This is a genomic window from Bacillus sp. AFS098217 (genome assembly GCF_002551815.1).
In the GTDB taxonomy this organism is placed as follows: domain Bacteria; phylum Bacillota; class Bacilli; order Bacillales; family Bacillaceae_G; genus Bacillus_A.
Genome location: NZ_NVPR01000014.1, coordinates 1 through 25420, shown reverse-complemented (window position 1 = coordinate 25420; position 25420 = coordinate 1). Strand labels below are relative to the sequence as shown.

Below are 25420 nucleotides of genomic sequence, written 5' to 3'. Positions count from 1 at the left end.
TTGAATCGATATACTCTTATTCACCATTACTTCAAATTAATGCATTATTTTCTTATGAACTTAACTTAATTCAGTTTCGACACTAGATTTGAAATAGGTGTCTATATAGTAAGCATAATATTTTAATGCAAAATTATGAGTCAAAGAAGGAATATCCCATTTCATTAACGCTCCTTCAAAAGCTCACTTACCACCAGTTTTCCATTTTCTAATAACTTAATTTTATACTGATTGTTAAAACTTTTAATTTTAGTAGTACCATCTCCGTATGTAATTCCATACTCTTCATAAGCAGTTACTATATATTCTGTTTTGTTAATCGGCTTAATACTGTCTACTTGATATGTTAATAATGTCTCTGAAATATTTTTATCATTTATATACTTAATATATTTTTTACTTTCTAGGTATGCTTTTCCTTTCGGTTCTAAAAAATCTTTTATATATGAAAAATCATTTTTCCTAATTGCTTTCATTCCGGCATCTGCATATTTCTCCATAAAAGCTCGAATTTCATCTTCTGATACTTCTTCCTTAGCAGACTCATCTATTTTAGAGTTATTTTCTGAGAAATCTTCTTTCTCCTGTTCTTTTTCAACCGGTGTTATCTGCTCCTCCTGTTTCTTTGGCTCCTTTTTTAGCTCTCCTTGGGACTCAGGATATAAATACATCGGGGCCTTGTCTAAGTCCTCATATAAACCTTTCATAATTGTAGGAGCAAAAGGTCTGTCCCCACGAATAAACTGCTGATTCATTATATTATATGTTGTAAGAAGTTTTATTACATACTTGACCAACTGTTGTTCAGATTCTGTATATCCGTGTTTATTAGGATCAATCTCATCTGATAGCAATTTCTCATAATTTCGACAAAAGCTTAAAATGAGTTCATAGTCTTCTCTAGAAATGGGGCCTCGTTCACTCCGGACAGGGGCACCCTTTGCAATTTCATCTGTAGCATTAGAAATGATATATATAATCTTTTGGCTCTCCTTATTAATTTTCGAATCAGTTTCCTGATAAAAATAGTGTTTATACGCGACATAGCCTCCCACTGAAATTACTATAACCAACAATATAAATAGACATTTTTTAACCAAAACTTCCTCCTTATTATTTATAACTCCATTTTTCTTCTCTTTAATAAAGAACTAGCCACTACAAAAATAGCGAATCATCTATATAAATTATATATTAGATTATATAGTTTTATAATTTAAATATTTAAATGCCGCACAAGAATTTTGCATACTATGAAAAGGAGTAATCCAACAAATTCAGTTGATTACTCCTTTTTATATTTTATCCATGCTTATCTCTTACATAAAGTGAAGCTTTAAAAGGTAAAGAACCTTACATTTCTAAGCAATTGATAATTAATTTCAATAAAGTTGTACATTTCCCTTGACAAAATAAACAATTTTATATGATAATAAATATTGAATTAGAATTATTATAGTTAATTAGAAACTTTACTTTATGAGCAAGATAATTTTTGCTACTCATAACTTACATTTAGGAGGAATTTTAATATGTTATTAATCGGCACAGAAGTAAAACCGTTTACAGCTAACGCTTATCATAATGGAGAGTTTATCCAAGTTACTGACGAAAGTTTCAAAGGAAAATGGAGCGTAGTTTGCTTCTATCCAGCAGATTTCACATTCGTATGCCCAACTGAACTTGAAGATTTACAAAACCAATACGGGGCTTTAAAAGAGCTAGGCGTTGAAGTATACTCTGTATCTACAGACACTCACTTCACACATAAAGCATGGCATGATAGCTCAGAAACTATCGGTAAAATCGAATACATTATGATTGGTGACCCTACTCGCACAATCACTAGCAACTTCAACGTATTAGTTGAATCAGAAGGTCTTGCTGCTCGTGGTACATTCATCATCGACCCAGACGGCGTTATCCAATCTATGGAAATCAATGCAGACGGTATCGGCCGTGATGCAAGCATCCTTGTTAACAAAATTAAAGCGGCACAATACGTTCGCAACAATCCAGGCGAAGTTTGCCCGGCTAAATGGAAAGAAGGTTCTGCAACACTTAAACCAAGCCTTGATCTTGTAGGTAAAATCTAAGGAGTGCGATCAAAATGATACTAGATGCAGATATAAAAGCACAATTAGCCCAGTACCTTCAACTGATGGAGAACGATGTGCTACTTAAAGTTAGCGCAGGATCCGATGACGTATCTAAAGACATGTTAGCTCTAGTTGATGAATTAGCTACAATGTCATCCAAAATTAAGGTAGAAAAAACACAATTAGAGAGAACGCCAAGCTTTAGTGTGAATCGCACTGGCGAAGACACTGGAGTAACTTTTGCTGGTATCCCTCTAGGACATGAATTCACTTCATTAGTGTTAGCTTTACTACAAGTTAGTGGAAGAGCTCCTAAAGTTGAACAAAAAGTAATTGATCAAGTAAAAAATATTCAAGGTGAATATCATTTTGAATCTTACATCAGCCTGAGCTGTCATAACTGTCCAGATGTTGTGCAGGCACTTAACGTAATGAGCGTTCTTAATCCTGGTATTACACATACTATGATTGACGGTGCTGCATTCAAAGAAGAAGTAGAAAACAAAGACATCATGGCAGTACCAACTGTTTACCTAAACGGCGAATCCTTCGGCAGTGGTCGTATGACACTTGAAGAAATTCTAGCTAAAATGGGTAACGGTCCTGATGCATCAGAGTTCTCTGATAAAGATCCATACGATGTTCTTGTTGTTGGCGGTGGCCCAGCTGGTGCAAGTGCAGCAATTTATGCAGCACGTAAAGGCATCCGCACAGGTATCGTTGCTGAGCGCTTCGGTGGTCAAGTGATGGATACTATGGGCATTGAGAACTTCATCAGCGTAAAACGCACTGAAGGCCCTAAGCTAGTAGCAAGCCTTGAAGAACACGTAAAAGAATACGACATTGATGTAATGAATTTACAACGTGCAAAACGTTTAGAAAAGAAAGAACTTATTGAAGTGGAACTTGAAAACGGCGCTGTTCTAAAAAGTAAGAGCGTAATCGTTTCAACAGGTGCTCGTTGGCGCAATGTTGGCGTACCAGGTGAAGCTGAGTTCAAAAACAAAGGTGTAGCATACTGCCCTCACTGTGACGGTCCATTGTTTACAGGAAAACACGTAGCAGTTATCGGCGGCGGTAACTCTGGTATTGAAGCAGCAATTGATTTAGCAGGAATCGTAAAACACGTAACTGTTCTTGAGTTCATGCCAGAACTAAAGGCTGATGCTGTATTACAAGAACGCCTTTACAGTCTTCCTAACGTAACTGTTCTAAAGAACGTTCAAACGAAAGAAATTACTGGTACTGACACAGTAAACGGTATTTCTTACATTGACCGTGAAACAGAAGCAGTTCATCATATTGAACTTCAAGGTGTATTCGTTCAAATCGGTCTTGTGCCAAACACAGATTGGTTAGGCGACACTGTTGAACGTGTTCGTGGTGAGATCGTAACAGACAAGCACGGTGCTACAAACGTACCGGGAGTGTTTGCTGCAGGTGACTGTACAAATAATCCGTACAAACAAATCATCATTTCTATGGGATCAGGTGCTAATGCAGCTTTAGGTGCATTTGATTATCTAATCCGAAATTAATGAACTGTTTACAATCGAAGAAGCTGCACTACTGGTTAGGTAGCGCAGCTTCTTTCTTTTTTATAAACAAGTACTGCCTCTAATAACAATTTAGTTAGTTAATCCCAATCCATAAACTAAAAACCGCTCATTCCCATTTTTCTCATAGGCTTCCGGCAATCTAACTTCCATCTTCAACTCAAATGCCGTCTGATTCTCTAAAAAGAAAATATAATCCTCCGATGGATAATACAAAATAATTTCAATGTCCCTCTCTACTTCTTCTACCGAAAGCAATATGTTGTTTACCACATTCATAAATACCTGTACAGAAAACGGATTAAAGAAATAAAATCGATTGTCACGTAGATCAATCTCATACTCTTGCGCTAAGCAACATTGAAATTGAATTTTATCTTTACTGTTTCTTGCCTTCTTCGCATAGCGTTCACGGTTTTCCATTGCTTCTTTATAAAATGTCTCGTTCATTTCGATTCCAACAGCTGAAGCACCGCACGTATGATGGATATAAAAATTTAGCCGTCCTTTTCCGCATCCAAAGTCTACAACTCGATCACTACTTTTAATTTCATATTGATTCAATAATATTTCTAACCCGCTATATGGCGTTGGTTCGTAACGATGATAATGTAAAGATTTATTGAATCCTTTTTGTTCTCCTACTGTTTTTATATTTAATACTGCGTCATAATACTGTTCGTTCATTGATTTTCTCCTATTAAGAAATAATACTTTTTATTATACACCACAGAAAAAAGCCTGATAAAATCAGGCTTTCACTTTAAACTAATATTATTTTAAAACTTCCAATACTGTTTGCTTCAAGATTTGTACTCCATCTAATATACAAGCTCGGTCAAACGTCATGTGAGGATGATGTAATCCTGGTTTTAAATTCGCACCTAATCCGAGCATAACAGCTTTTAAATGCGGCTTTTTGACCGTATAATAATGAAAATCATCACTTCCCGCTGTGCGAAGTGGTGCAGTGCATCCTTCTACTCCATATGTTTGCAGAATCCCCTTACGAAGGAACTGTTCCGCTTCTTCTGATACTACTGCTCCAGGTACATAATCAACCCAATCATAAGAAATCTTTACACCCATTGATTCGGCTGACTGAATAACTTGTTCTATCTTTTTCTTTAGTTCTTCCAACAATAAATTGTTTTCTGCCCTTACATCTAAAGCAAAATGAGCATTCCCAGGAATGATATTTAAACTTTCACCGCCTGCTTGGCATCTCGTCATTTTAACGGAATAAGAATATTGCGGTGAAAGCCATATATTTTTTAATCCCATATTAATCATCGTAACGACATCAATTGCGTTCGTACCTTGATGTGGCCGGGCACCGTGAGCGTCAGTTCCAACTATATGAGCTTCTAAAAAGTCAGCCGCTCCGTGCCGGATAGATGGTGCTGCTTGCTTCAATGGTAATTCCTCTATTGGTCGTAAATGAATACCGAATAAGAAATCAACATCATCCACAACACCTTTCTCCACCATTTTCAGAGCTCCACTTCCCTTTTCTTCTGCGGGCTGGAAAATAAATCGAACCGTTCCTGTTTGCCAATCCGCATTTTTCAACTGTAAAATAAGCCCCATCACAATCGTCATATGCGCATCATGACCACATGAATGATTTGCCTTAAACTCTCCATCTACTTCTTGCCATAATGCATCCATATCACCTCGAATCGCGACAACTGGTTTCCCGCTTCCCATTTCTGCGATTACTCCAGGACAATCATCAAATGTTTTATAGGAAATGCCTTCTGCCTCTAAAAATTTCGTAATATAGGCAGTTGTATTATATTCTTTCCAGCTCACTTCAGGATTCTCGTGTAAATGTTGAAAAATTTCGCTTAACCGATCCTGCAAATCTACTTTTTTCACTGTTGTGCTCTCCCTTCTCACATCGCAACCATTCTCTGAAAACTGTATTGGATACTAAACAACCTTTTTATTGATAACAATCCTGTTTCCCAAAAACATATTGAATATTCGTTTAAATGTCAAGGAATAAACACTGATAATTCATAATTGTCCTCATATTCCTTTTGAAATATAATATGAGAAAACACCGGAAGAGAAAATCACATCAGCTATCTCAAATTCACGAAAGCATTGTAAACAGAAAGGGGTCTTTTCATTGAAAATTACAGCTATTCACCTTTACGCAATTCGTTTACCACTTCTCAATCCATTTATTATCAGCTATGGTACTTATCATGATATGCCTTCTATTATTGTAAAAGTTGAAACAGATGAGGGCATTATTGGTTACGGAGAAGGAGTAGCCGACGAGCATGTTACAGGTGAAACTTGGGAAAGTACCTTTCATGTTTTAAAACATACATTAGCTCCAGCCCTAATGGGTGTAAATCCAATGAATATCGAGAAATTACATGACATCATGAATCAAACGATATATGGGGTTCCTACCGCAAAAGCTGCGATTGATATTGCTTGTTTTGATGTAATGGGGAAAAAATTAAATCAACCCGTATATCAATTAATTGGTGGCCTTTATCATGAAGAGTTTCCAATTACTCACGTTTTAAGCATCGCTTCTCCAGAAGATATGGCAGAAGAAGCAGCTTCCATGATAAATAAAGGTTATCAATCCTTTAAAATGAAAGTCGGAACGGATGTCAAAAAAGATGTTGAAAGAATTGAAGCTGTACGTGAACGAGTAGGAAATGATGTCGCAATTCGCGTTGATGTAAACCAAGGTTGGAAAAACAGTGCTACGACATTAACTGCATTACGTTCTTTGAAGCATTTAAACATTGATTGGATTGAACAGCCTGTTATCGCCGATGACATTGATGCGATGGCTTATATTCGATCAAAAACAGATCTTTCGCTTATGATCGACGAAGGATTAAAAGGATCACGTGAAATGCGCCAAATTATTCAAAAGCAAGCAGCTGATAAAGTAAACATTAAATTAATGAAATGCGGTGGAATCTACCCAGCTGTCAAATTAGCTCATCAAGCTGAAATGGCCGGAATTGAATGCCAAGTTGGTTCCATGGTCGAATCATCTGTTGCCTCTTCCGCAGGATTCCATGTTGCTTTCTCGAAAAAAATCATTACAAGCGTTGAACTAACAGGACCGTTAAAATTCACAAAAGATATTGGGAACCTCTCCTACGATGTACCTTTTATTCGCTTAACAGAAAAGCCTGGACTAGGCGTTGATGTTGATGAAGATGTACTCAATGAATTAACTGTTTTTCAAGATGTTGTTCGCTAAAGGAGGTCACAACATGAACATTCTTTATAAAGGGACACTGAAACAAAACAAGCAACCATTCAAAGTTGCACCATTATCTTTGCAGCACATCAAACAAATCCTATCCGTACAAGATGATGTTATTGAAGCACTAGAAAACAAAGAAAACTTGCAGCCTCTTACATTAGAAGAATTTCAAAATATATTAAACGGAAATGGCTTCATGATTGGTGCATTCGTAGACGAACAACTCATTGCCTTTCGTGCGCTCTTAGTTCCGCCTATTGATGAAGAGCATTTAGGATTGGATATTGGCTTAACAGGTGAAGAATTAGAACGGGTCATCTATCAAGAAGTCTCAAATGTTCATCCACTTTACCGCAGAAACGGGCTTCAAAAAATATTAGCGAAAGTGATTATGGCGCAATTAAAACAGTTAGATAACAAATACGATTACGTTTGCTGCACCGTTGCACCGTTTAATATTCCTAGTTTAAAAGATAAGTTTGCTCAAGGGATGGAGATTGCTGTGCTGAAGGAGAAATATGGTGGGAGTATGCGGTATGTGTTTGTGAAAGAGTTACAGAGTGAGAGACAACAAGAGTGGGTGAATGTAGAAAAGCTTCTCATGAGTGATATCGCCGGGCAGAAAAGGTTGCTGGCGGAAGGTTATCGTGGGTATGAGATGGAGTTTTGTGGTGGGGAGTATTGGGTTTGGTTTGGGAAGTAAAATAACAATAGCACATTTTCTAATATTATTTATTATACGAAAAAATAAAAAGGTGAGATACTACTATCTGTAGTGTGTCACCTTTTTTCAATGAAACATCCTTCTTAGAAAATGATAGAGAGAACTTGATAATTTTCTCCTTCTACTTTTAATTGTATACTCGCTCTTTCTATAACTTCGAACAGTTTCTTAAGTAATACTGATAAAATAATTCATCGGACCAACCCATTCGATGTTTTAGTTCAGTTAAATATGCTAATAAAATAAAGGGGCCATCTGAATTGGACTGAAAAGAAACTCCTCTTTCTTGAAGATCATTTGCTAACGGAGTGATCATTTCAATATTTCCACTATGATAAATCGCCTCACTGCAAGTAGAAACTTCTCTCGCAAATTTTATTAGACCTCTTTCATGCAATTTCGCTTTTTGTGACTCATAAATACCATACGTACAGTTGAATAATACATCGATGTCCTTCAGCATAAGTGTTTCTTTTCCAATAAATAAATTTTGTGTTTCTTTTTCGAACACCCGAATAATTGGAATGTCCCGCTTTTTTTCTTTCAAAGCCTGTAAAATACTCATGTAATACCATGATTGGTCACGTTTTCCACGATTAAAACGCGACCATACTTGATCTTCTTCTCTTTCTACGTCCTCTTGAATGGACCGTAAGTTATGTAATTTATCTGCGACGATTAAGGTAATCTCTTCATTCGAACGGTGCGGAAGAGATAGAATCGTATGATTTTTTCGTTCTTCCCATGACAACGATTTATCTGGTTCTGAAGCCGCCTGAACTAGCTTCAACACTTCTTCGCCAAAATGCTCGCACAACTCAGCCTCGGTTGTACTCGTATCTTCTAAAGTATCATGCAATAATCCTGCAGCAATCACTTCATCACGCTGCTTTGCTTTCTGTAAAATAAGTGCTACTCCAAATGGATGTATAATGTACGGAATGTTAGTACCTTTGCGCATTTGGCCTTCGTGCTTAATAGCAGCAAACTGCATCGCTTTCTCAATTAATCGGCTCATGTACCTCATCTCCTTTATTTATATTCATAACATAAACACCGCTCAGAATAAAATCTTCCGAGCGGTGTTTACTTCTCTAATCACTAAAATCAAAAGTGCCCCTTCGTAAAGGGGCACTCTTAATTTATTTATTAACCTCTAACAAATCCACCTGCTCCAGCCTTTTTCTTATTGTCCTTTTGCTCAACCTTATAACGATCTCCACCTACAAATAAGGAAACAAGAAGCCCAATGATACCAGCTATTATTGCCAATATAAAGCCCCGGTGCAACGCTGTTTCTAATGCCCCTCTCAGAAATTCTACTAGCTGAGGAGGAAACTGTGTATGATTTTGCATCAAGATTTCTGGTTTTGCTAATTTTTCAATCTGATCAGCCGGCATTCTAGAGGATGCTGCAAAATCCACCATCTTTTCTTTTAAATCATTGTTTACAATAGTTGCTGTAATGGCCGCTCCCATCACACCACCAATACTTCTCCAAAATCCCACAACCGATGAAGCAATCCCCATATATTTCATATCGACGGATTGAGCGACGGCATTTTGCGCGACACTCATAAGTGGACCAAGAACAATCAGCCCCATTGTGATCATGACGAGTGTCACTGTCAATTTTGATGTATCATGTGTGATGGTACTAAGCATATAAGCTTCAAATATTCCAAACGCCATGGAAATTACCATAATGGTACGGAAAGGAACTTTCGTACAAAGGAAACCACCTAAAATCGCACCAATCATAATTGGAAACATCATTGGTGTTAACACACTATTTGAATTTTCATTCCCAATAATAGCTACTGAAAGAATGGGAAGATACGTAATCGCAGAGAACATAATCGCTCCCTGACAAAATACAATAATACTTGTGCCAAGCACCATTTTATTTTTAAAAATGGAAAGAGGTAAAATCGGTTCACTGGCCTTTCTTTCCACTAATATAAACAACACAATCGATATCACCGCTGCACTGAACATCCCAATGATTTGAACAGAGTCCCAGGCATAATCCTTCCCGCCCCATTCTAAACCGAGAAGAAGTAAAACAGTTGAAGCAATTAATAAAATCGTTCCAAGATAATCAACTTTTGGTTTATGTTCTGACTTAGATTCTTTTAAAGAAAACAATAAAGTAATAATCGATAAAATGCCAAAAGGTACATTTACATAAAAGCACCATCTCCACCCTAACCAAGAGGCTTCAGAAATCCAAGTGCCGATTTGCGGTCCAAGAACTGAGGATATACCAAATATCCCAGCAAACACACCAGACATTTTCGCAGCTTGCTTAGGATCTGTAGAAATTGAATAAATGATTGTGAATGAAATCGGAAAAATAGCTCCTGAACCTATCCCCTGAATAACACGATACGCAATCAACTGGTCTATATTTTGAGCAGTTCCGCATAATGCTGATCCCACTAAAAATAAACTAATCCCAATTAAATAAAATAATTTCCTTCCAAATAAATCGCTCATTTTCCCAAATACAAGCATCGTACTTGTTGCGGCAAGCATATAAGCCGTAAAAACCCAGCTCATTTTATCGAATCCGCCAATATCCTTAATGACTTGACTAATGCTCGCAGAAACAATGGTATTATCCAGAGATGACATAAAAAGCCCTAATGCCATAGCTACAATCACAAAAGGCATTCTTTTGTTCTTCTCCATCGCGCTCTCTCCCCGTTTTTTCAATCGTATCCACTCAAATAGAATAACATTTCTCCATTAAATAACAATAAAATTCAGAAGTGATTTTTTGACAAAAATCTACTTCGTTTGTAAACACATCTACTGACTATAATTACGCTTTGAAATTTAGACTATGTAGATTAATTATTGCTAAAGTTATTTTAAATGTATTGAGTCTAAATTTCTGTAGATATAAAGAGAAGCCTACTTCCGGGAAGGAAGTGGGCTTCTTCTTATTAAAGTATTAGTATTGCTACTCATTCCACATGTCCAGAGTGTATGCAGCAATACAATAGGATGTTTGTGAGTTCAGTTATAAGAGAAGAAGCAATTATAAACTAAACCTGTAGTGTAATTGTAATGACTCAAACGATATCACTACTAAACCGTCATTTTCCAACTCGATAACGCTAACCAATCTTCCATTTCCTTATAATCAGGCATTATCTTCCCAACAAGGCGCCAAAAGGATCGATCATGATTTAAATGGACCATATGGCACATTTCATGAACGACTACATAGTCGATTACCCTCGGCGGTGCCATTGCCAGCTTCCAATTGAATGTTAGCTGTAAATTTGAATCACAAGTTCCCCAAGTACGACTACTATCTGTAATACGAATGGAACGTGGCTTTGTTTTAAAGTTGCTTTGATGTACTTTAATACTCTTCTCCACTAACGCCTTACACTGTTTATAGTAAAATCTCTTTAAGGCTTGTTGTATTTTCTCATCCTTAAGCTCTTTCACATAAATATGTAGCTTATCCCCTTCAAAAACTGCATTGTCTTGCTCAATGCTTGTATCTTGAGAAATCTGTATCGGATACGTGCTTCCTAAATACAAAAATCCCTCTCCTTGATCATAAGCCTTTTCCTGTGGCCCACGCATTCTCTCCTGCATTTCCTTACGTGTTTTCTGAATCCAATCCCATTTCTCTTCTAACAACTGGATTATATATTCAACAGGCGTCCCTTTCGGAGCTTGCACTTCCACATTCCCGTAAGAATCTACATAAAGACGTACTGATTTTTTCTTCTTATAAGTTATATGAAAATTAATTGTCTCACCTAAATATGTATGTATCATTTCATCACCTAGCGTATTTGTTCTTGTTATTTTTACAAATAAAAAAGAGTAGGCTACAGACATCCTACTCTACCTATTATATCATTTACTGTTTCAACATAAATGTTACAACTCTTATTCCTTATCCTCTATACTTTACAGCTAATCCCTTTACGAAATTCCTTGCGTATCTATCCCCGCACTCTTTGTAATTCTTATGGCCTTTCTTTCTTAATAAAGCGCCTAGTTCTCCTTTTGTCACCTTAACTCCTACACTGTCTAATATATCAAGTACATCCTCACTCGTTAAAGATAGTGCTATTTTCATTTTCTTTAGAAGAAGGTTATTGGCACTCTCATTGCCCTGTAAAGGCATCGCTTGCCCAGCCGGTTGCCCTGGTTTCGGATCTTGCTTTCCTCTTTTTAAAATAATAAATCCATTTAAAAATGACTCTAACATCATTATATCGCATGTTAGTACGTAATCATCTTCAATTACATCAGCATTTTCAGCTTCATGCTGGGGGCTTTTCTTTATTTTTGTAAGCATATCGACTACTTCTTCTTTCGTTACTTCCATGCCACCAAGTTTAAAGATTTCCACCATATCTATATCTTTTATATCCATAGCATATCTTACTCTTTTTAATATATCGTTGTTGCTCATTGCCATTGTTTTTCCTCCTGAAATGTTAAATATAGTAATGCTTTTAGCATGTATAAATTAATGTCGTTAAATTAATACTTTAACATTTTAAAGATAGGTTTTGTAGTCTTACCCGACCTTTTCTCCATCATTGTATCTATGGATCGCTTACATATTTGTTGTATGCCTATAAAAAGATTTCGCTCATAACATTAACTAAAAGAAAAAACAGTGCTTTGATTTCTCAAATACACTGTTCTTTTCCAAATCTACGCTTATTTTAAACTCAGCCAAACCACACACTCCACATGTGCAAAATGTATAGCGCAACAAAAGGATGCTAGTTGGTTTATTACATTCTCAAGACCTTCTTCTTTCAAAAAACAGACTTTATCAAAACAAAAGCTGCCATCTGCAAAGGCACTCAAAACTGAACAAAATAAATACACATAAATTGATGTAATTCATTTCCCTCTAACTTTTGGAGAGTTACATCATTTCACTATCACCGGTCTCATCAACACTCTTTTCAAATTTATCAAGCAATGCACGCACTTCATCTGTTGATTTCGTGTTCATCAATTGATTTCTTAATTCAGCAGCTCCATGGAATCCTTTTACATAAATTTTGAAAAAGCGATGAAGCCCTGTGATTGAACGTGGTAGTACTTCCGCATATTGATCTTGAAGATCAAGCTGTAGTCTTAAAAGATTAAGGTGTTCTTTACTGCTATGCTCTTTTGGCTCTTTTTCAAAAGCAAAAGGATTTTTAAAAATACCTCGCCCGATCATAACGCCATCAATACCATATTGTTCAGCAAGCTGCAGCCCCGTTTGACGGTCAGGAATGTCTCCATTGATTGTTAGTAGCGTATTTGGTGCGATACGGTCACGTAATTTTTTGATTTCCGGAATTAGCTCCCAATGCGCATCTACTTGGCTCATTTCTTCTCTTGTACGTAAATGAATAGAAAGGTTCGCAATATCCTGTTTTAAAATATGCGTTAGCCACTCCTTCCACTCATTTAACTCTTTAAAGCCAAGTCGTGTTTTCACGCTGACAGGCAGTCCACCCGCTTTTGCTGCTTGAATAAGTTCTGCCGCAACGTCTGGACGCAGAATAAGGCCACTACCTTTCCCTCTTGATGCCACATTCGGTACAGGGCAGCCCATATTAATATCGATGCCTTTAAATCCTAGCTCTGCCATGCCAATACTCATTTGACGGAAATATTCAGGATTATCCCCCCAAATATGTGCCACCATTGGCTGTTCATCTTCTGTAAAAATCAAACGGCCACGCACACTTTTCATACCCTCTGGATGACAATAGCTATCCGAGTTTGTAAACTCTGTGAAAAATACATCCGGTCGACCGGCTTCACTTACTACGTGACGAAAAACAACATCTGTCACATCTTCCATTGGTGCAAGTACAAAAAATGGTCGTGGTAAATCACGCCAAAAATTATCTATCATTTCAAACTCAAATCCTCTCACTATGGATACAACTTCAAACTCTCGGTCAAAAAATATAAAGCTAAGTGTTCCACTTTTTTTACACTTATATCATGCTTAATAATTTATTATCAAACACAAGGACATTTATAATTTGTGAAAAACTATTGTGAAAATCGGCAATGTTTATTTTAACTAAAACCGGTCCTAAATGGTATTTTTATAAACCAAAAAGCAGATGGTATAGATTTTTTCTATATCAACTGCTTTTCTATTATACCAACGTAAGCCACGCGACCGCTTCACAATGCGTAGTATGCGGGAACATATCCACAGGCTGAACCTCCTGCGTTTTATATCCGCCTTCTTCTAATACTTTCAAATCACGAGCAAGTGTCGCAGGATTACATGATACATATACAACACGCTTTGGCTTCATATCAATGATCGTGTTTAGTAATGCTTCGTCACAGCCTTTACGCGGCGGGTCGACGACGATTGTATCGGCGATTACGCCTTCTTTGTACCAATTTGGAATGACTACTTCTGCTTTTCCTACTGCAAATTCAGCGTTTGTCATGTTGTTGAGTTCCGCATTTCTGTTTGCGTCTTCGATTGCTTCTGGAACGATTTCAACGCCGTATACTTTCTTTGCCTTTTGCGCTAGGAATAACGAGATTGATCCGATTCCGCAGTATGCATCAATGACTGTTTCATTTCCATTTAGTTTTGCGTATTCTAATGCTTTGTCATACAGCACTTTCGTTTGTTCTGGGTTTACTTGATAGAAAGAACGTGCTGAGATGGCAAATTTAATGTCACCGATAAAGTCATAAATATATTCTGATCCGTATAGGACTGTTGTGTTGTCTCCAAAGATTACATTTGTACGTTTTGTATTTACGTTTTGAACAATTGATTTTACATTCGGGAACTTCGCTGTAATTTCTTCGATGATCGCCTCTTTGTTTGGAAGTTCTGCCGTACGTGTAATGAAGACAAGCATAATTTCCCCTGTTACTTGTCCGTACCTAGCCATTACGTGACGAAGCGTTCCTTTATGGCGCTCTTCGTTGTACGCTGTGATGCCGTATTTTTCACAAATACGTTTTACTTCTTGAATTAATGTATCATTTTCTTCAGCTTGAATTAAGCATGTCTCCATATTAATGATGTCATGCGTTCCTTGGCGGTAGAAACCTGCTACAAGCCCGCCTTCACGTTCTCCAATTGGTACTTGTGCTTTGTTTCTGTATACCCATGGATTTTTCATGCCAAGAACAGGGTGAACAGGTACATCAGAAAGTCCACCGATGCGCTGCATAACGTCACGTACTTGTTTTTCCTTCGCTTTTAGCTGTCCTTCATATGTTAAGTGCTGAAGCTGACAACCTCCGCATTGGTTGTAAACTGGACATTCTGCATCTTTGCGATATGGGCTTTCTGTATGAAGCTTCATTAAACGGCCAAATGCGAAATTCTTCTTTACTTTAATAATTTTGATTTGTGCTTCTTCACCTGGTAATCCGTTTTTCACGAAAATAGGATATCCTTTTACTTTCGCAACACCGGCACCGTCATGTGTTAAATCTTCAAATACTACATCTATAAACTCGTTTTTTTCAACTGGTGGCGTCATTTTATTGCTCATTTTCCGACCTCTCTTTTTCATAACACTGCGTTACATTTTACCATACTCCCTCGCTCTTTAGCCATTGGAAGAAAAAATCTATTGACGAAAATTCTTTATTAATGTTACGCTACTACTAATTAAATACGGACGATGTTACCTCATATATACTTGATAATATGGATCGAGAGTTTCTACCCGGCAACCGAAAATTGCTGGACTATGGGGAAAACTAATGAATATTATGTTTGTGTATACGAAGACTCATATTGGTTAGCTTTCTCTCATAGATGAAAGTAAATCCATATGGGTCTTTTTTATTTTTCACTTTTCTAAAAGGTCAGACATCTTACGTATGACATGAAACCTCTACTGTTTTATCTATTATATATATCCTTTTTGATTTTCCGGCATATCATTTGTGGCTATACAGAACAAATGATGACCCACTCTCATTTTCTCTCTTTGGTTTCACTTGGCATGGGGCTAAAAAGGGATCTGACCGCTTCTATGCTTGAGCGGATCCTCTATTCAACCTAAAAAAAATGGTTTAGCGGTTTTTCAATTTGTATTTATATAACGAGCGTTTTATGTAAAAACTTTATACGAACTTCTGAAAGGGGCAACTACATGCAATATGTAATAAGTGTAATCGGCATTCTTGTCGTTTTAGGTTTATGTTTTGCTTTGTCAAACGATAAAAGTAAAATCAACTTCCGCGCAATTGCTATTATGATTGTTTTCCAAATTTTAATTGGTTGGTTTATGTTTAGCACAAAAATTGGTCAGCAGATCATCATTTTCATTAGTAAAGTTTTCAACAAACTCATTAAACTTGGTACAACAGGTGTCGATTTTCTCTTTAATGGACTCCACAGAGACTTTGTCTTTTTCTTAAATGTATTATTAATTATTGTCTTTTTCTCAGCACTACTTTCTATTTTTAGTTATTTAGGTGTTTTACCATTCATCGTTCGCGTTGTCGGCGGTATCATCTCTAAAATTACTGGTTTACCACGCGTTGAATCATTCCATGCGGTAAACTCTGTATTCTTTGGTTCAAGTGAAGCATTAATTGTTATTAAAAACGACTTACAGCATTTTAATAAAAACCGTATGTTCATTATTTGCTGTTCTGCTATGAGCTCCGTTTCAGCTTCTGTAACAGCATCTTACGTTATGATGTTAGATGCAAAATATGTACTAGCAGCATTGCCTCTGAACCTATTCTCTAGCTTAATCGTTTGTTCACTATTAACACCAGTTGATACAGTGAAAGAAGATGAAACAATCCAGAAATTTGATAGAAATCTATTTGGCGATAGCTTCATCGGTGCAATGATTAACGGTGCATTAGATGGTTTAAAAGTAGCTGGTATCGTTGCCGCTTTAATGATTGCCTTTATCGGGGTTATGGAAGTTGTAAACTATGTAATTAGTGCAGCTTCTGGTGCACTGGGACACGCTCTGACATTGCAACAAATCTTTGGTTATATTCTTGCCCCATTTGCATTCCTAATGGGTATTCCAGCACATGATATTATCCAAGCTGGTGGAATTATGGGAACAAAAATTACTCTAAATGAATTCGTGGCAATTCTTGATTTAAAAGAAATTGCAACAACATTATCTCCACGCACAGTTGGAATCGTTACTGTATTCTTAATTAGCTTCGCAAGTATTAGCCAAATCGGTGCAATCGTTGGTACAATCCGTGCTCTTTCTGAGAAACAAGGAAGCGTCGCATCTAAGTTTGGTTGGAAAATGCTATTTGCATCAACACTTGCTTCTATTTTATCCGCTACAATTGCTGGATTATTTATTTAATAACATGAAAATCTCCATCATACGATTTGTATGATGGAGATTTTTTTATTTTCCTCTCTTACTTTAAAATTAGCTTAATTCGCATTTCTAAATATACATAATATGTATTTTCGGTGTTATAATTTGTAAAAAATACATCGGAGGACTTTATGAAATTTCATGCTCTCGCTGATTTTTTACATTTATTAATTTTAAGTATGAAAAGCTATTATGTGTGGGGAATGCCTAGTTACGTATTTATCATTCCTTTTATTTTTGTATTAGGTTATATTATTATCGCTTCTAATAAGAATCGAAAAAAAAGATCCATTCGAAGCAGCTAATCCATTTTTCACTATCAACAGTTCCCTCAAAAATCATATTCCCCTCATTTTCTCCAAATGATATGATGAACAAGGGTATATCATTACATATATTTGAAACGCCCCATCACTTTATAGCGGTGGGGATTTCACTGTAATAGCGCGCAACATAATACACAATAGAAGGTGATCGTTATGAGAAAATACGCAGCAATTGCTTTATGTACATCTGCGATTCTAGCAGGCTGTACTACGAGTACTGCCAGCCAAGAACCTAAAAAAGAGAAAAAGGTTCAAGAACAAGAAAAAAAACAAGAAGAGACTGTGCAACCACAAGGTAAAATTTCTTTTGATTCCATTACACATGAATCTACAAATACATCTATTCATATGACAGATGTAAAAGACTCTTTAACTGAAGTGCAATATAAAATTTGGCGTACTGCAGATGGAAAAGAAAGCGCAAAATCTTTTTCATCTAAAGAAAAGGACAAGCAGTTTACAATTCCTTTTGATATAAAAGAATTTGAAGGAAAACGCGGTGAATACCAAATTGAAGCATCTGGTGTAAAAGAAGATGGGAAGAGTATTCCGCTCACAAAATCTACTATTACATTCCAGCAGCATGTTCCTATTCTCATGTATCACGCCATTGATGATTATCATGGGCAAGGAATTAAAGACTTATTTGTATCTCCTGCCAACTTTGAAGCACAAATGAAGTACTTAAAAGAAAACGGTTATACATTACTAACGTTTGAACGCTGGAATGATATAAATAAAGTCAATAAACCTATTTTTGTTACGTTTGATGATGGCATGAAAAATAATATGAATGCATTCCGCGTTTTACAAAAGTTAAAAGATGATACATTTAAACCAACCGCAACCGAGTACATGATTGTTGATAACGTTGATGTAGAAGGTGCTTTATCCTCTGCAGAAATAAAAGAGATGGTTGACTCTGGTATCTTCTCTGTACAATCTCATACTGCAACACATGCTGATTTACCGAAAATCACAAACTATGAAGGAGAGTTAAAAGGATCCAAAGAAAAACTAGAAAAGATTACAGGAAAGCCTGTTATTGCTATTGCATATCCATTTGGACATGTCGATGATAAAGTCGTAGCAGAAACGAAAAAATATTATCAGTTTGCAACGACAACAAAACCAGGGCAATTCATTACGAAAGGCGAACCTGATGAGCTTTTAAAAATGAAACGCGTTCGTATACATAACACTACTACAGTTGAACAATTTGCATCTTCCATTAAATAAGTAAAAATAGAACTTAATATCATAAAAAAATGAGTACGATACTTTGAGCATCGTACTCATTTTTACAATAAAGGTCAAAGATATGGAACGCTTTCAGCATACAAATAAAGAGATTCTTTTTATTATTTATTCCATTAAATTGTTATAGTCTCGCCAACCTAATCATGCTACTAAATCGATTACCCTTTACCCTTTGTTGTCACAAATAGTCGAAGAAACAAAGGATAGGGATTAATGTAACCTAGACTCTATTTATATTTTTTGAATTTTCTTGTATTATATGAAATAAGAACTTTTTTTAATAAAGGAGATTATCATATGTCATTTGAAAAAACGTTAGAAAAATATGCTGCTCTTGCAGTTAATGTCGGTGTTAATATTCAGCCTGGACAAACATTATCAATTAATGCACCGCTTGAAGCAGCTCCATTTGTACGCCTTGTTACAGAAAAAGCTTATAAATCTGGTGCTAAGCATGTATATGTCGATTGGAACGATGAAATATTAACTCGCTTGAAATTTGATTTAGCTCCCGAAGAAGCATTTGCTGAATTCCCTTCATGGAAAGCTCATGCACGTGAAGAATTAGCAAAAGAAGGCGCAGCCTTTATGTCTATTTATGCGGAAAACCCTGATTTATTAAAGGGTGTAGATGCAAAACGAATTGCAACTGCTCATAAAGTTGCTGGCGAAGCGATGAAAGTATACCGTGATTATGTACAAGCTGATAAAGTAAGCTGGTGTGTAATCTCTGTTCCTACAAAAGAATGGGCTGCAAAAGTATTCCCTGATGTAGCACCAGAACAACAAGAAGAAAAACTATGGGATGCAATTTTCCAAGCAACTCGTGCAAATCTAGAAAACCCTGTTGAAGCATGGAAAGAACATGATAAAACATTACATACAAAAGTAGACTATTTAAATGAAAAACATTATAAAGCCCTTCACTATACAGGCCCTGGAACAGATTTAACAATTGAACTTCCAGAAAAACATATATGGGCGGGCGCTGGTAGCTTAAACGAAAAGAATGTACCATTTATGGCTAACATTCCGACAGAAGAAGTCTTTACTATGCCATTAAAAACGGGTGTAAATGGACAAGTATCAAGCACAAAACCATTGGTATTTGCAGGTAACATTATCGATAACTTTACACTGACATTCGAAAATGGACGCATTATCGACTATAAAGCTGATGTTGGTGAAGAAGCACTAAAACACTTAATAGAAACAGATGAAGGCTCACACTTCTTAGGAGAAGTTGCATTAGTACCTCATGATTCACCGATTTCTAATACAAACATTTTGTTCTATAATACGCTATTTGACGAAAACGCATCTTGCCATTTAGCAATCGGGAATGCTTATGCATTTAACTTAGTTGGCGGTAAAACAATGACAAAAGAAGAACTTGCAGAAAATGGGGCAAACGCTAGTATTACACACGAAGACTTTATGATTGGCTCCGGCAAACTAGATATTGACGGTATTACAGCTGATGGTACACATGAACCAATTTTCCGTAAAGGGAACTGGGCGTTTTAATAGACAATAAAAATTCGTGCATTCAAAAAAGCTATCTTCCTCAGAAGATAGCTTTTTACGATGCTGACGACACCTTCAATCCAATCACGCCTAGAACAATGAAAAGGATACAAAACGCTTGAAATAAGCTAATATGCTCCTTAAAAAAGTAGACGCTAATAATGGTAATAAGTAGTGTCCCTAAACCGGACCAGATTGCATACGCAATGCTTAAATGAATCTTTTTAACAACTATGGCAAATACGCTAAAACAAATTCCGTAAAATACGAAAATTAGTACACTTGGAACCAATTTTGTTAAACCATTTGATAACTTCATTGCGACAGTTCCAGCAACTTCAAATATAATCGTTACAAGTAATAATAACCAATATACCATCTAGATCCCCTTATCTGTTAACTTATAGAGATTCTAGTATACTATTTCTATTTCTTTCTAAACAAGATTGGACCTATATAAATCCATTTTAATTTTTCGACATCTAAATCCTTGCTATGCAGGAGAAAAAGTAACCTACACTCGTTTTCTCCTTCTGTTTTTACTTCGCATGTGGGAGAGAGCATCTGACCATGGCCAGATGCTCTCTCCCACCTAAATCTTACGTCGATTTTTCAATAAATATATATATATTATAATCCTAATGAAATATATTTAATTTCTAGATACTCCTCGATTCCAAAATGACCGCCTTCACGACCAATGCCACTTTCTTTAAATCCACCAAACGGAGCTTGTGCAACGGATGGAAGTCCATCGTTTAAGCCAATAATTCCATATTCTAATGCTTCACTAATTTGAAATGCTTGGCTAATGTCTTTTGTAAATACATACGCAGCTAAACCGTACGGTGTATTATTTGCGCGTTCAATGACTTCTTCTACCGTTTCAAATTTCGCAACAGGTGCAACTGGGCCGAACGTTTCTTCATTCATGCATAACATTGTATCGTTTGCACCTCCAATTACAGTTGGCTCAATGAAATGACCATTTAACTCTGGAAGTGCTTTGCCTCCATAGAGGATTTCGCCGCCCTTTTGGATTGCATCTTCAATATGCTCCTGTGCTTTTTCTACAGCATTTGCATCGATAAGCGGCCCTACAGTCGTACCTTCTCCAAATCCATCTCCTACTTTAAGCTGACCTACTGCCTTTTGAAACTTCTCTGCAAATTCTCCGTATACCGCTTCTTGTACAAATACACGGTTTGTACATATACATGTTTGTCCAGCATTACGGAATTTCGAACCAATCACTGCTTCTACCGCTTTATCTAAATCCGCATCATTCATTACAATAAACGGAGCATGCCCACCTAACTCAAGCGAAACTTTTTTCATCGTTTTCGCAGCGCCAGACATTAACTCTTTTCCAATTTCAGTTGATCCTGTGAATGAAACCTTTCTCACACGCCCATCATCCATCCAAGTATCTGCGATTGCCTTTGCACTACCTGTTACAATGTTTAAAACACCTTTTGGAATGTCCGCTTCATGTGCTAATTCAGCTAACTTCAATGCAGTTAATGGTGTTTGACTTGCCGGTTTCACAACGGCTGTACAACCTGCAGCAAGTGCTGGTGCTACCTTTCTCGTAATCATCGCCGCTGGAAAATTCCATGGTGTAATCGCTGCAATAACGCCAACTGGTTGCTTCGTTACTAAAATGCGTTTATTCGGATGAGAAGCTGGAATCATTTCGCCGTATACTCGTTTTCCCTCTTCTGCATACCACTCTACAAAACTATTTGCATAGTTTACTTCTCCGAGTGCTTCCGCGAACGGCTTTCCTTGTTCTTTTGTCATAATTGCTGCGATTTCTTCTTTGTTTTCATCAATTAACGTAAACCACTTCTTTAATTTTTCCGCACGCTCAGCTGCTGTTAATTTTGACCAAGATTTAAAAGCCTCATGTGCAGCATCAACTGCTTGCTTCGCTTCCGTAACTCCGCCCTTTGGCACAGTTGCAAATATTTCTTGCGTCGCTGGATTATTAATTTCAATTTGCTCTTGTAATTGAATCCATTCCCCATTTATATACATCGCTTTTTGATCTAAATTTACATAAGTCGCTTTCTTATTCAATGTTTTCTTCCTCCTTTATGAATTTATTAATTTTCCTAGTAGCTGCAGATTGACTTATTTTTAAAAACTCTGCTACTTTGTAACTTGATCCATGTGTTTTATACGCTTTAAGAATGATATTCCGTTCTACTTCTTCTAACATTTTATAGAGGCTTTGACCAGACTGCTCGACTGTTGATTCCTGCATAGATAATGGTAAATCTTCTATCGTGACAACATCATCTGCAGTAATGACAATCCTTTCAATTACGTTTTCTATTTCTCTATTATTTCCTTCCCAAGGGTACCCTACAAACATTTGTAAAGTACTAGGAGCTAGTTTCACATCGCGTCCATACTTTTCATTAAAGTGCTGTAAGTAGTGATAGATTAACGGCAAAATATCTTCCGTTCTCTCGCGAAGTGGAGGGATTTGAATAGGTATTACATTTAAACGGTAATATAAGTCTTTCCGAAACGTCCCTTGTTTTACCATTTCAGCTAAATCTCTATTCGTAGCTGCCACAATACGAACATCTACCTTTTTCAGTTCCCTACCTCCTACTGGACGGAATGTTTTTTCCTGTAATACTTGTAACAGCTTCGCTTGAATTTCAAGCGGCATTTCACCAATTTCATCTAAGAAAAGGGTCCCTTTATGAGCTAACTCTAAAATTCCTTTTTTTCCTTCACGGTTTGCCCCTGTAAATGAACCACCTGAGTAACCAAATAGTTCCGATTCAATTAAATTTGTCGGTAATGCCGCACAGTTAATTTCATAAAACATTTCATTTTTCCGATGACTTACTTCATGCAAATGACGTACTAATCTACTTTTTCCTACTCCGGTCTCACCTAAAATAAGAACCGTACTATCTACTACGGATACTTTTTTGATTGTTGTAACTATTTTTTGCATAGCTACACTTTTAAAAATAAGCCCTTCATACTCATACGTTTCTCTTAACTCTTTTTTATATGTCTTTAACTGATTATCCATCTCCTCTACCTTTCTTCGTAATTGGTAGAGTTCAGTAAGATCACGTGAATAACTAATTACTCTTCGTAAATTCCCTTGTTCATCAAATACAGGCCTTGTACGAACATGTAAATATTCTCCTGATTTCGTTGTCTGAACAAGTTCAATTGGCTTTTTCTTCTCAATTACTTCTAATGTCGCAGATGGATAAAAAATCCCTTCTTTTTGTAACTCTTTTACATGCTTACCTACTAGCTCCTCAGCAGATAATTGATAGTGCCTTTCACATGTACTATTTACACGGACAACAGTGCCTTCCTCATCTGTTACAAAAATCTCGTCAAAAGCATATTCAAATACATCTTTTAAATCCATAAATGCTCGTTCCTTTTCTGCAACCATTCCAGCCACTCCTCAAATTCAAGTCCATTTCTTCACCTTAATACCTCTTACATTTCATTATAAAGTGAAATCTTTATTTAAGGGAATTTTCTGTACCTTTTCATAAAGTAAACTAGAATGGTCGCAAATATGTTATAGATGATTCTATTATTTATACACGAGCTATATCTGCTTGCTCAAAACACGCTTGCAAAGAATCTTCAATAATTGTAAGTCCTTCTTCTAATTGTTCATCTGTAATAACCAATGGCATTAATACACGAATTACATTCCCATATGTTCCTGCAGATAATAGAAGTAATCCACGCTTATTCGCTTCCGCACATAAATTTGCTGTTAATGCTTTGTCCGGCTCTTTTGTTGCACGGTCTTTAACAAGCTCAAATGCACACATCGCTCCTAAACCACGAACATTACCGATACAATTATATTTGTTTTTCATCTCTTCAAATCGATCCATCACAACTTTCCCGACCTGCATAGCTCGATCATTTAGTTTTTCTTTTTCTATTACATCAAGAACAGCTAGTGCCGCAGCGCATCCTAATGGACTTCCAGCATATGTTCCGCCTAACTCCCCTGGTGCCGCTTCGTTCATTACTTCTTTTCGGCCAATAACACCGCTAATCGGAACCCCTGCACCTAATGATTTGGAAACAGTAATTAAATCTGGGACTACATCATAATGGTCAATTGCAAAATATTTTCCTGTACGGCTAAAGCCAGTCTGAATTTCATCAGCTACGAATAAAATGCCATGTTCAGAGCAAAGACGACGTACTTCTTGCACAAATTTTTTACTTGGAACAATAAAACCACCTTCGCCTTGAACAGGCTCCATTACAACGGCTGCTATGCTTTCTGGGGCAACTTCTGATATTAAGAAGTTCTTAAATTCTTCAATAATAAAGTTATCGTATTGTTCGTCTGTTAACCCTTCTGGGCGACGGTATTCATATGGGAATGGCGCTTTATATACTTCTGGAGCAAATGGGCCGAACCCGAATTTATAAGGCTTTACTTTACTTGTCATCGTCATTGTCATCAATGTACGACCGTGAAATCCTTTTGAAAACGCAATGATGCCAGGTCTTTTCATATATTTCCGAGCAATTTTCACCGCATTTTCAACTGCTTCAGCACCGCTATTTAAAAATAGTACTTGTTTATCAAAACTTCCAGGAGCTAACGCAGCAAGCTTCTCTGCTAGCTCAATATAAGGTTCATACATCATTACATTAAAACCAGTATGGATATATTGATCTACTTGTTTATGCAGTGCTTCTTTAACTGCCGGATGACAATGTCCCACATTAATCGTTCCAATTGCTCCTGCAAAATCGATAAATTGATTTCCATCTACATCTGTTACAAGCGCACCATCTGCCGACTGTACAAATGTTGAAATACCGTTACTCACACCTCTTGGTACAATATTTTGACGACGTTCTAATAAGGAAGATGCTTTCGGTCCAGGAATTTGTTCATTTACTTTGGCATATTTTTTTGTATTCATTGTTTCTCCCATCCTTTTCTATGCAATAGTTTTCTTTTTTCTATTGCAAGATGTATGCCAACTTATAAATGCAATGTCCTTCTAATTCTCATCGTATTTCGACATATAAAATAAGTCTATAAAGACTTATTTTAAGTCCTTATAAACTTATTTTATTTGTACATTAGAGACTTCCCCTGTTCCAAATTCATTCACCAGAACTAGATTTAACACAAGGTAAGCAAGCGGCGCTAACGTTTGACAATCATCCGCCTCAGAAATGACTCCAATTGTATAACAATCTCCACTATTTTTCACTAAACATAAAGAGGATGCCTTTATAGGGCATCCTCTTTACAGAGTGTTGGGAAACCCT

21 protein-coding genes and 1 riboswitch are annotated in these 25420 nt (G+C 36.6%); of the genes, 8 read left to right on the top strand and 13 right to left on the bottom strand.

Annotated features, from left to right (window positions below; genetic code table 11):
- Positions 1–164: 164 nt before the first annotated feature.
- Positions 165–1100: a TcaA NTF2-like domain-containing protein gene (locus COO03_RS02740; protein ID WP_097963280.1), complete on the bottom strand. Its 936-nt coding sequence runs from the start codon at positions 1098–1100 to the stop codon at positions 165–167.
- A 432-nt stretch (positions 1101–1532) separates the two neighbouring features.
- Between COO03_RS02740 and ahpC the strand changes: the two genes are divergently transcribed.
- Positions 1533–2096 carry an alkyl hydroperoxide reductase subunit C gene (gene ahpC / locus COO03_RS02735; RefSeq protein WP_097894941.1) on the top strand — a complete coding sequence of 188 codons (564 nt, stop codon included), beginning with the start codon at positions 1533–1535 and terminating at the stop codon, positions 2094–2096.
- A gap of 14 nt (positions 2097–2110) precedes the next feature.
- The gene (gene ahpF / locus COO03_RS02730) at positions 2111–3637 is read left to right on the top strand and encodes an alkyl hydroperoxide reductase subunit F (protein ID WP_097894940.1); all 1527 of its coding nucleotides are present in this window, start codon (positions 2111–2113) and stop codon (positions 3635–3637) included.
- A 90-nt stretch (positions 3638–3727) separates the two neighbouring features.
- Here ahpF and COO03_RS02725 read toward each other — a convergent pair whose 3' ends face one another.
- Positions 3728–4342 carry an SAM-dependent methyltransferase gene (locus tag COO03_RS02725; protein ID WP_097894939.1) on the bottom strand — a complete coding sequence of 205 codons (615 nt, stop codon included), beginning with the start codon at positions 4340–4342 and terminating at the stop codon, positions 3728–3730.
- A gap of 87 nt (positions 4343–4429) precedes the next feature.
- Complete coding sequence (locus COO03_RS02720; RefSeq protein ID WP_097894938.1) at positions 4430–5536, bottom strand: M20 peptidase aminoacylase family protein; 1107 nt, start codon at positions 5534–5536, stop codon at positions 4430–4432.
- Between the two features lie 256 nt (positions 5537–5792).
- Between COO03_RS02720 and COO03_RS02715 the strand changes: the two genes are divergently transcribed.
- Both COO03_RS02715 and COO03_RS02710 read left to right on the top strand, forming a co-directional pair.
- Complete coding sequence (locus tag COO03_RS02715) at positions 5793–6902, top strand: mandelate racemase/muconate lactonizing enzyme family protein (RefSeq protein ID WP_097894937.1); 1110 nt, start codon at positions 5793–5795, stop codon at positions 6900–6902.
- A gap of 13 nt (positions 6903–6915) precedes the next feature.
- Entirely contained in the window at positions 6916–7611 is a 696-nt protein-coding gene (locus COO03_RS02710; protein WP_097894936.1) for an N-acetyltransferase, read from the top strand.
- A 169-nt stretch (positions 7612–7780) separates the two neighbouring features.
- Here COO03_RS02710 and COO03_RS02705 read toward each other — a convergent pair whose 3' ends face one another.
- The 6 genes from COO03_RS02705 to rlmD form a co-directional block, all read right to left on the bottom strand.
- The gene (locus COO03_RS02705; protein ID WP_097894935.1) at positions 7781–8650 is read right to left on the bottom strand and encodes an HD domain-containing protein; all 870 of its coding nucleotides are present in this window, start codon (positions 8648–8650) and stop codon (positions 7781–7783) included.
- Between the two features lie 131 nt (positions 8651–8781).
- Positions 8782–10326, bottom strand: coding sequence for a DHA2 family efflux MFS transporter permease subunit (locus tag COO03_RS02700; protein WP_097894934.1), 1545 nt, complete (start codon positions 10324–10326; stop codon positions 8782–8784).
- Between the two features lie 402 nt (positions 10327–10728).
- Positions 10729–11436: a M48 family metallopeptidase gene (locus tag COO03_RS02695; protein ID WP_097894961.1), complete on the bottom strand. Its 708-nt coding sequence runs from the start codon at positions 11434–11436 to the stop codon at positions 10729–10731.
- A gap of 121 nt (positions 11437–11557) precedes the next feature.
- Positions 11558–12088 carry a DUF1456 family protein gene (locus COO03_RS02690; RefSeq protein ID WP_097894933.1) on the bottom strand — a complete coding sequence of 177 codons (531 nt, stop codon included), beginning with the start codon at positions 12086–12088 and terminating at the stop codon, positions 11558–11560.
- Between the two features lie 462 nt (positions 12089–12550).
- Positions 12551–13540 carry a tRNA dihydrouridine synthase gene (locus COO03_RS02685; protein ID WP_097894932.1) on the bottom strand — a complete coding sequence of 330 codons (990 nt, stop codon included), beginning with the start codon at positions 13538–13540 and terminating at the stop codon, positions 12551–12553.
- A gap of 253 nt (positions 13541–13793) precedes the next feature.
- Positions 13794–15170, bottom strand: coding sequence for a 23S rRNA (uracil(1939)-C(5))-methyltransferase RlmD (gene rlmD, locus COO03_RS02680; RefSeq protein ID WP_097894931.1), 1377 nt, complete (start codon positions 15168–15170; stop codon positions 13794–13796).
- A 120-nt stretch (positions 15171–15290) separates the two neighbouring features.
- A riboswitch (purine riboswitch) is annotated at positions 15291–15392 on the top strand.
- A 387-nt stretch (positions 15393–15779) separates the two neighbouring features.
- Here rlmD and COO03_RS02675 point away from each other — a divergent pair.
- From COO03_RS02675 to COO03_RS02665, 4 genes are all read left to right on the top strand, one after another.
- On the top strand, positions 15780–16976 hold the full coding sequence (locus tag COO03_RS02675) for a NupC/NupG family nucleoside CNT transporter (protein WP_097894930.1): 1197 nt from the start codon (positions 15780–15782) through the stop codon (positions 16974–16976).
- Positions 16977–17125: 149 nt separating this feature from the next.
- Entirely contained in the window at positions 17126–17299 is a 174-nt protein-coding gene (locus COO03_RS26825) for a hypothetical protein (protein ID WP_170958220.1), read from the top strand.
- A 174-nt stretch (positions 17300–17473) separates the two neighbouring features.
- A complete protein-coding gene (locus tag COO03_RS02670) occupies positions 17474–18559 on the top strand; it encodes a polysaccharide deacetylase family protein (protein WP_097894929.1) in 1086 nt (361 codons plus the stop codon).
- Between the two features lie 318 nt (positions 18560–18877).
- Entirely contained in the window at positions 18878–20107 is a 1230-nt protein-coding gene (locus COO03_RS02665; RefSeq protein ID WP_097894928.1) for an aminopeptidase, read from the top strand.
- A gap of 55 nt (positions 20108–20162) precedes the next feature.
- Here COO03_RS02665 and COO03_RS02660 read toward each other — a convergent pair whose 3' ends face one another.
- The 4 genes from COO03_RS02660 to gabT all read right to left on the bottom strand — a co-directional run bounded on the left by COO03_RS02660 (position 20163) and on the right by gabT (position 25065).
- Positions 20163–20486 (bottom strand): DMT family transporter, encoded by a 324-nt coding sequence (locus tag COO03_RS02660; RefSeq protein ID WP_097894927.1) that lies wholly within the window; start codon positions 20484–20486, stop codon positions 20163–20165.
- Between the two features lie 251 nt (positions 20487–20737).
- Positions 20738–22189, bottom strand: a complete 1452-nt coding sequence (locus tag COO03_RS02655; RefSeq protein ID WP_097894926.1) for an NAD-dependent succinate-semialdehyde dehydrogenase — start codon at positions 22187–22189, stop codon at positions 20738–20740.
- Complete coding sequence (locus tag COO03_RS02650) at positions 22182–23549, bottom strand: sigma-54 interaction domain-containing protein (RefSeq protein WP_097894925.1); 1368 nt, start codon at positions 23547–23549, stop codon at positions 22182–22184. The genes COO03_RS02655 and COO03_RS02650 overlap by 8 nt, the downstream gene beginning before the upstream one ends.
- Before the next feature lie 151 nt (positions 23550–23700).
- Positions 23701–25065 (bottom strand): 4-aminobutyrate--2-oxoglutarate transaminase, encoded by a 1365-nt coding sequence (gene gabT / locus COO03_RS02645; RefSeq protein WP_097894924.1) that lies wholly within the window; start codon positions 25063–25065, stop codon positions 23701–23703.
- Positions 25066–25420 lie beyond the last annotated feature (355 nt).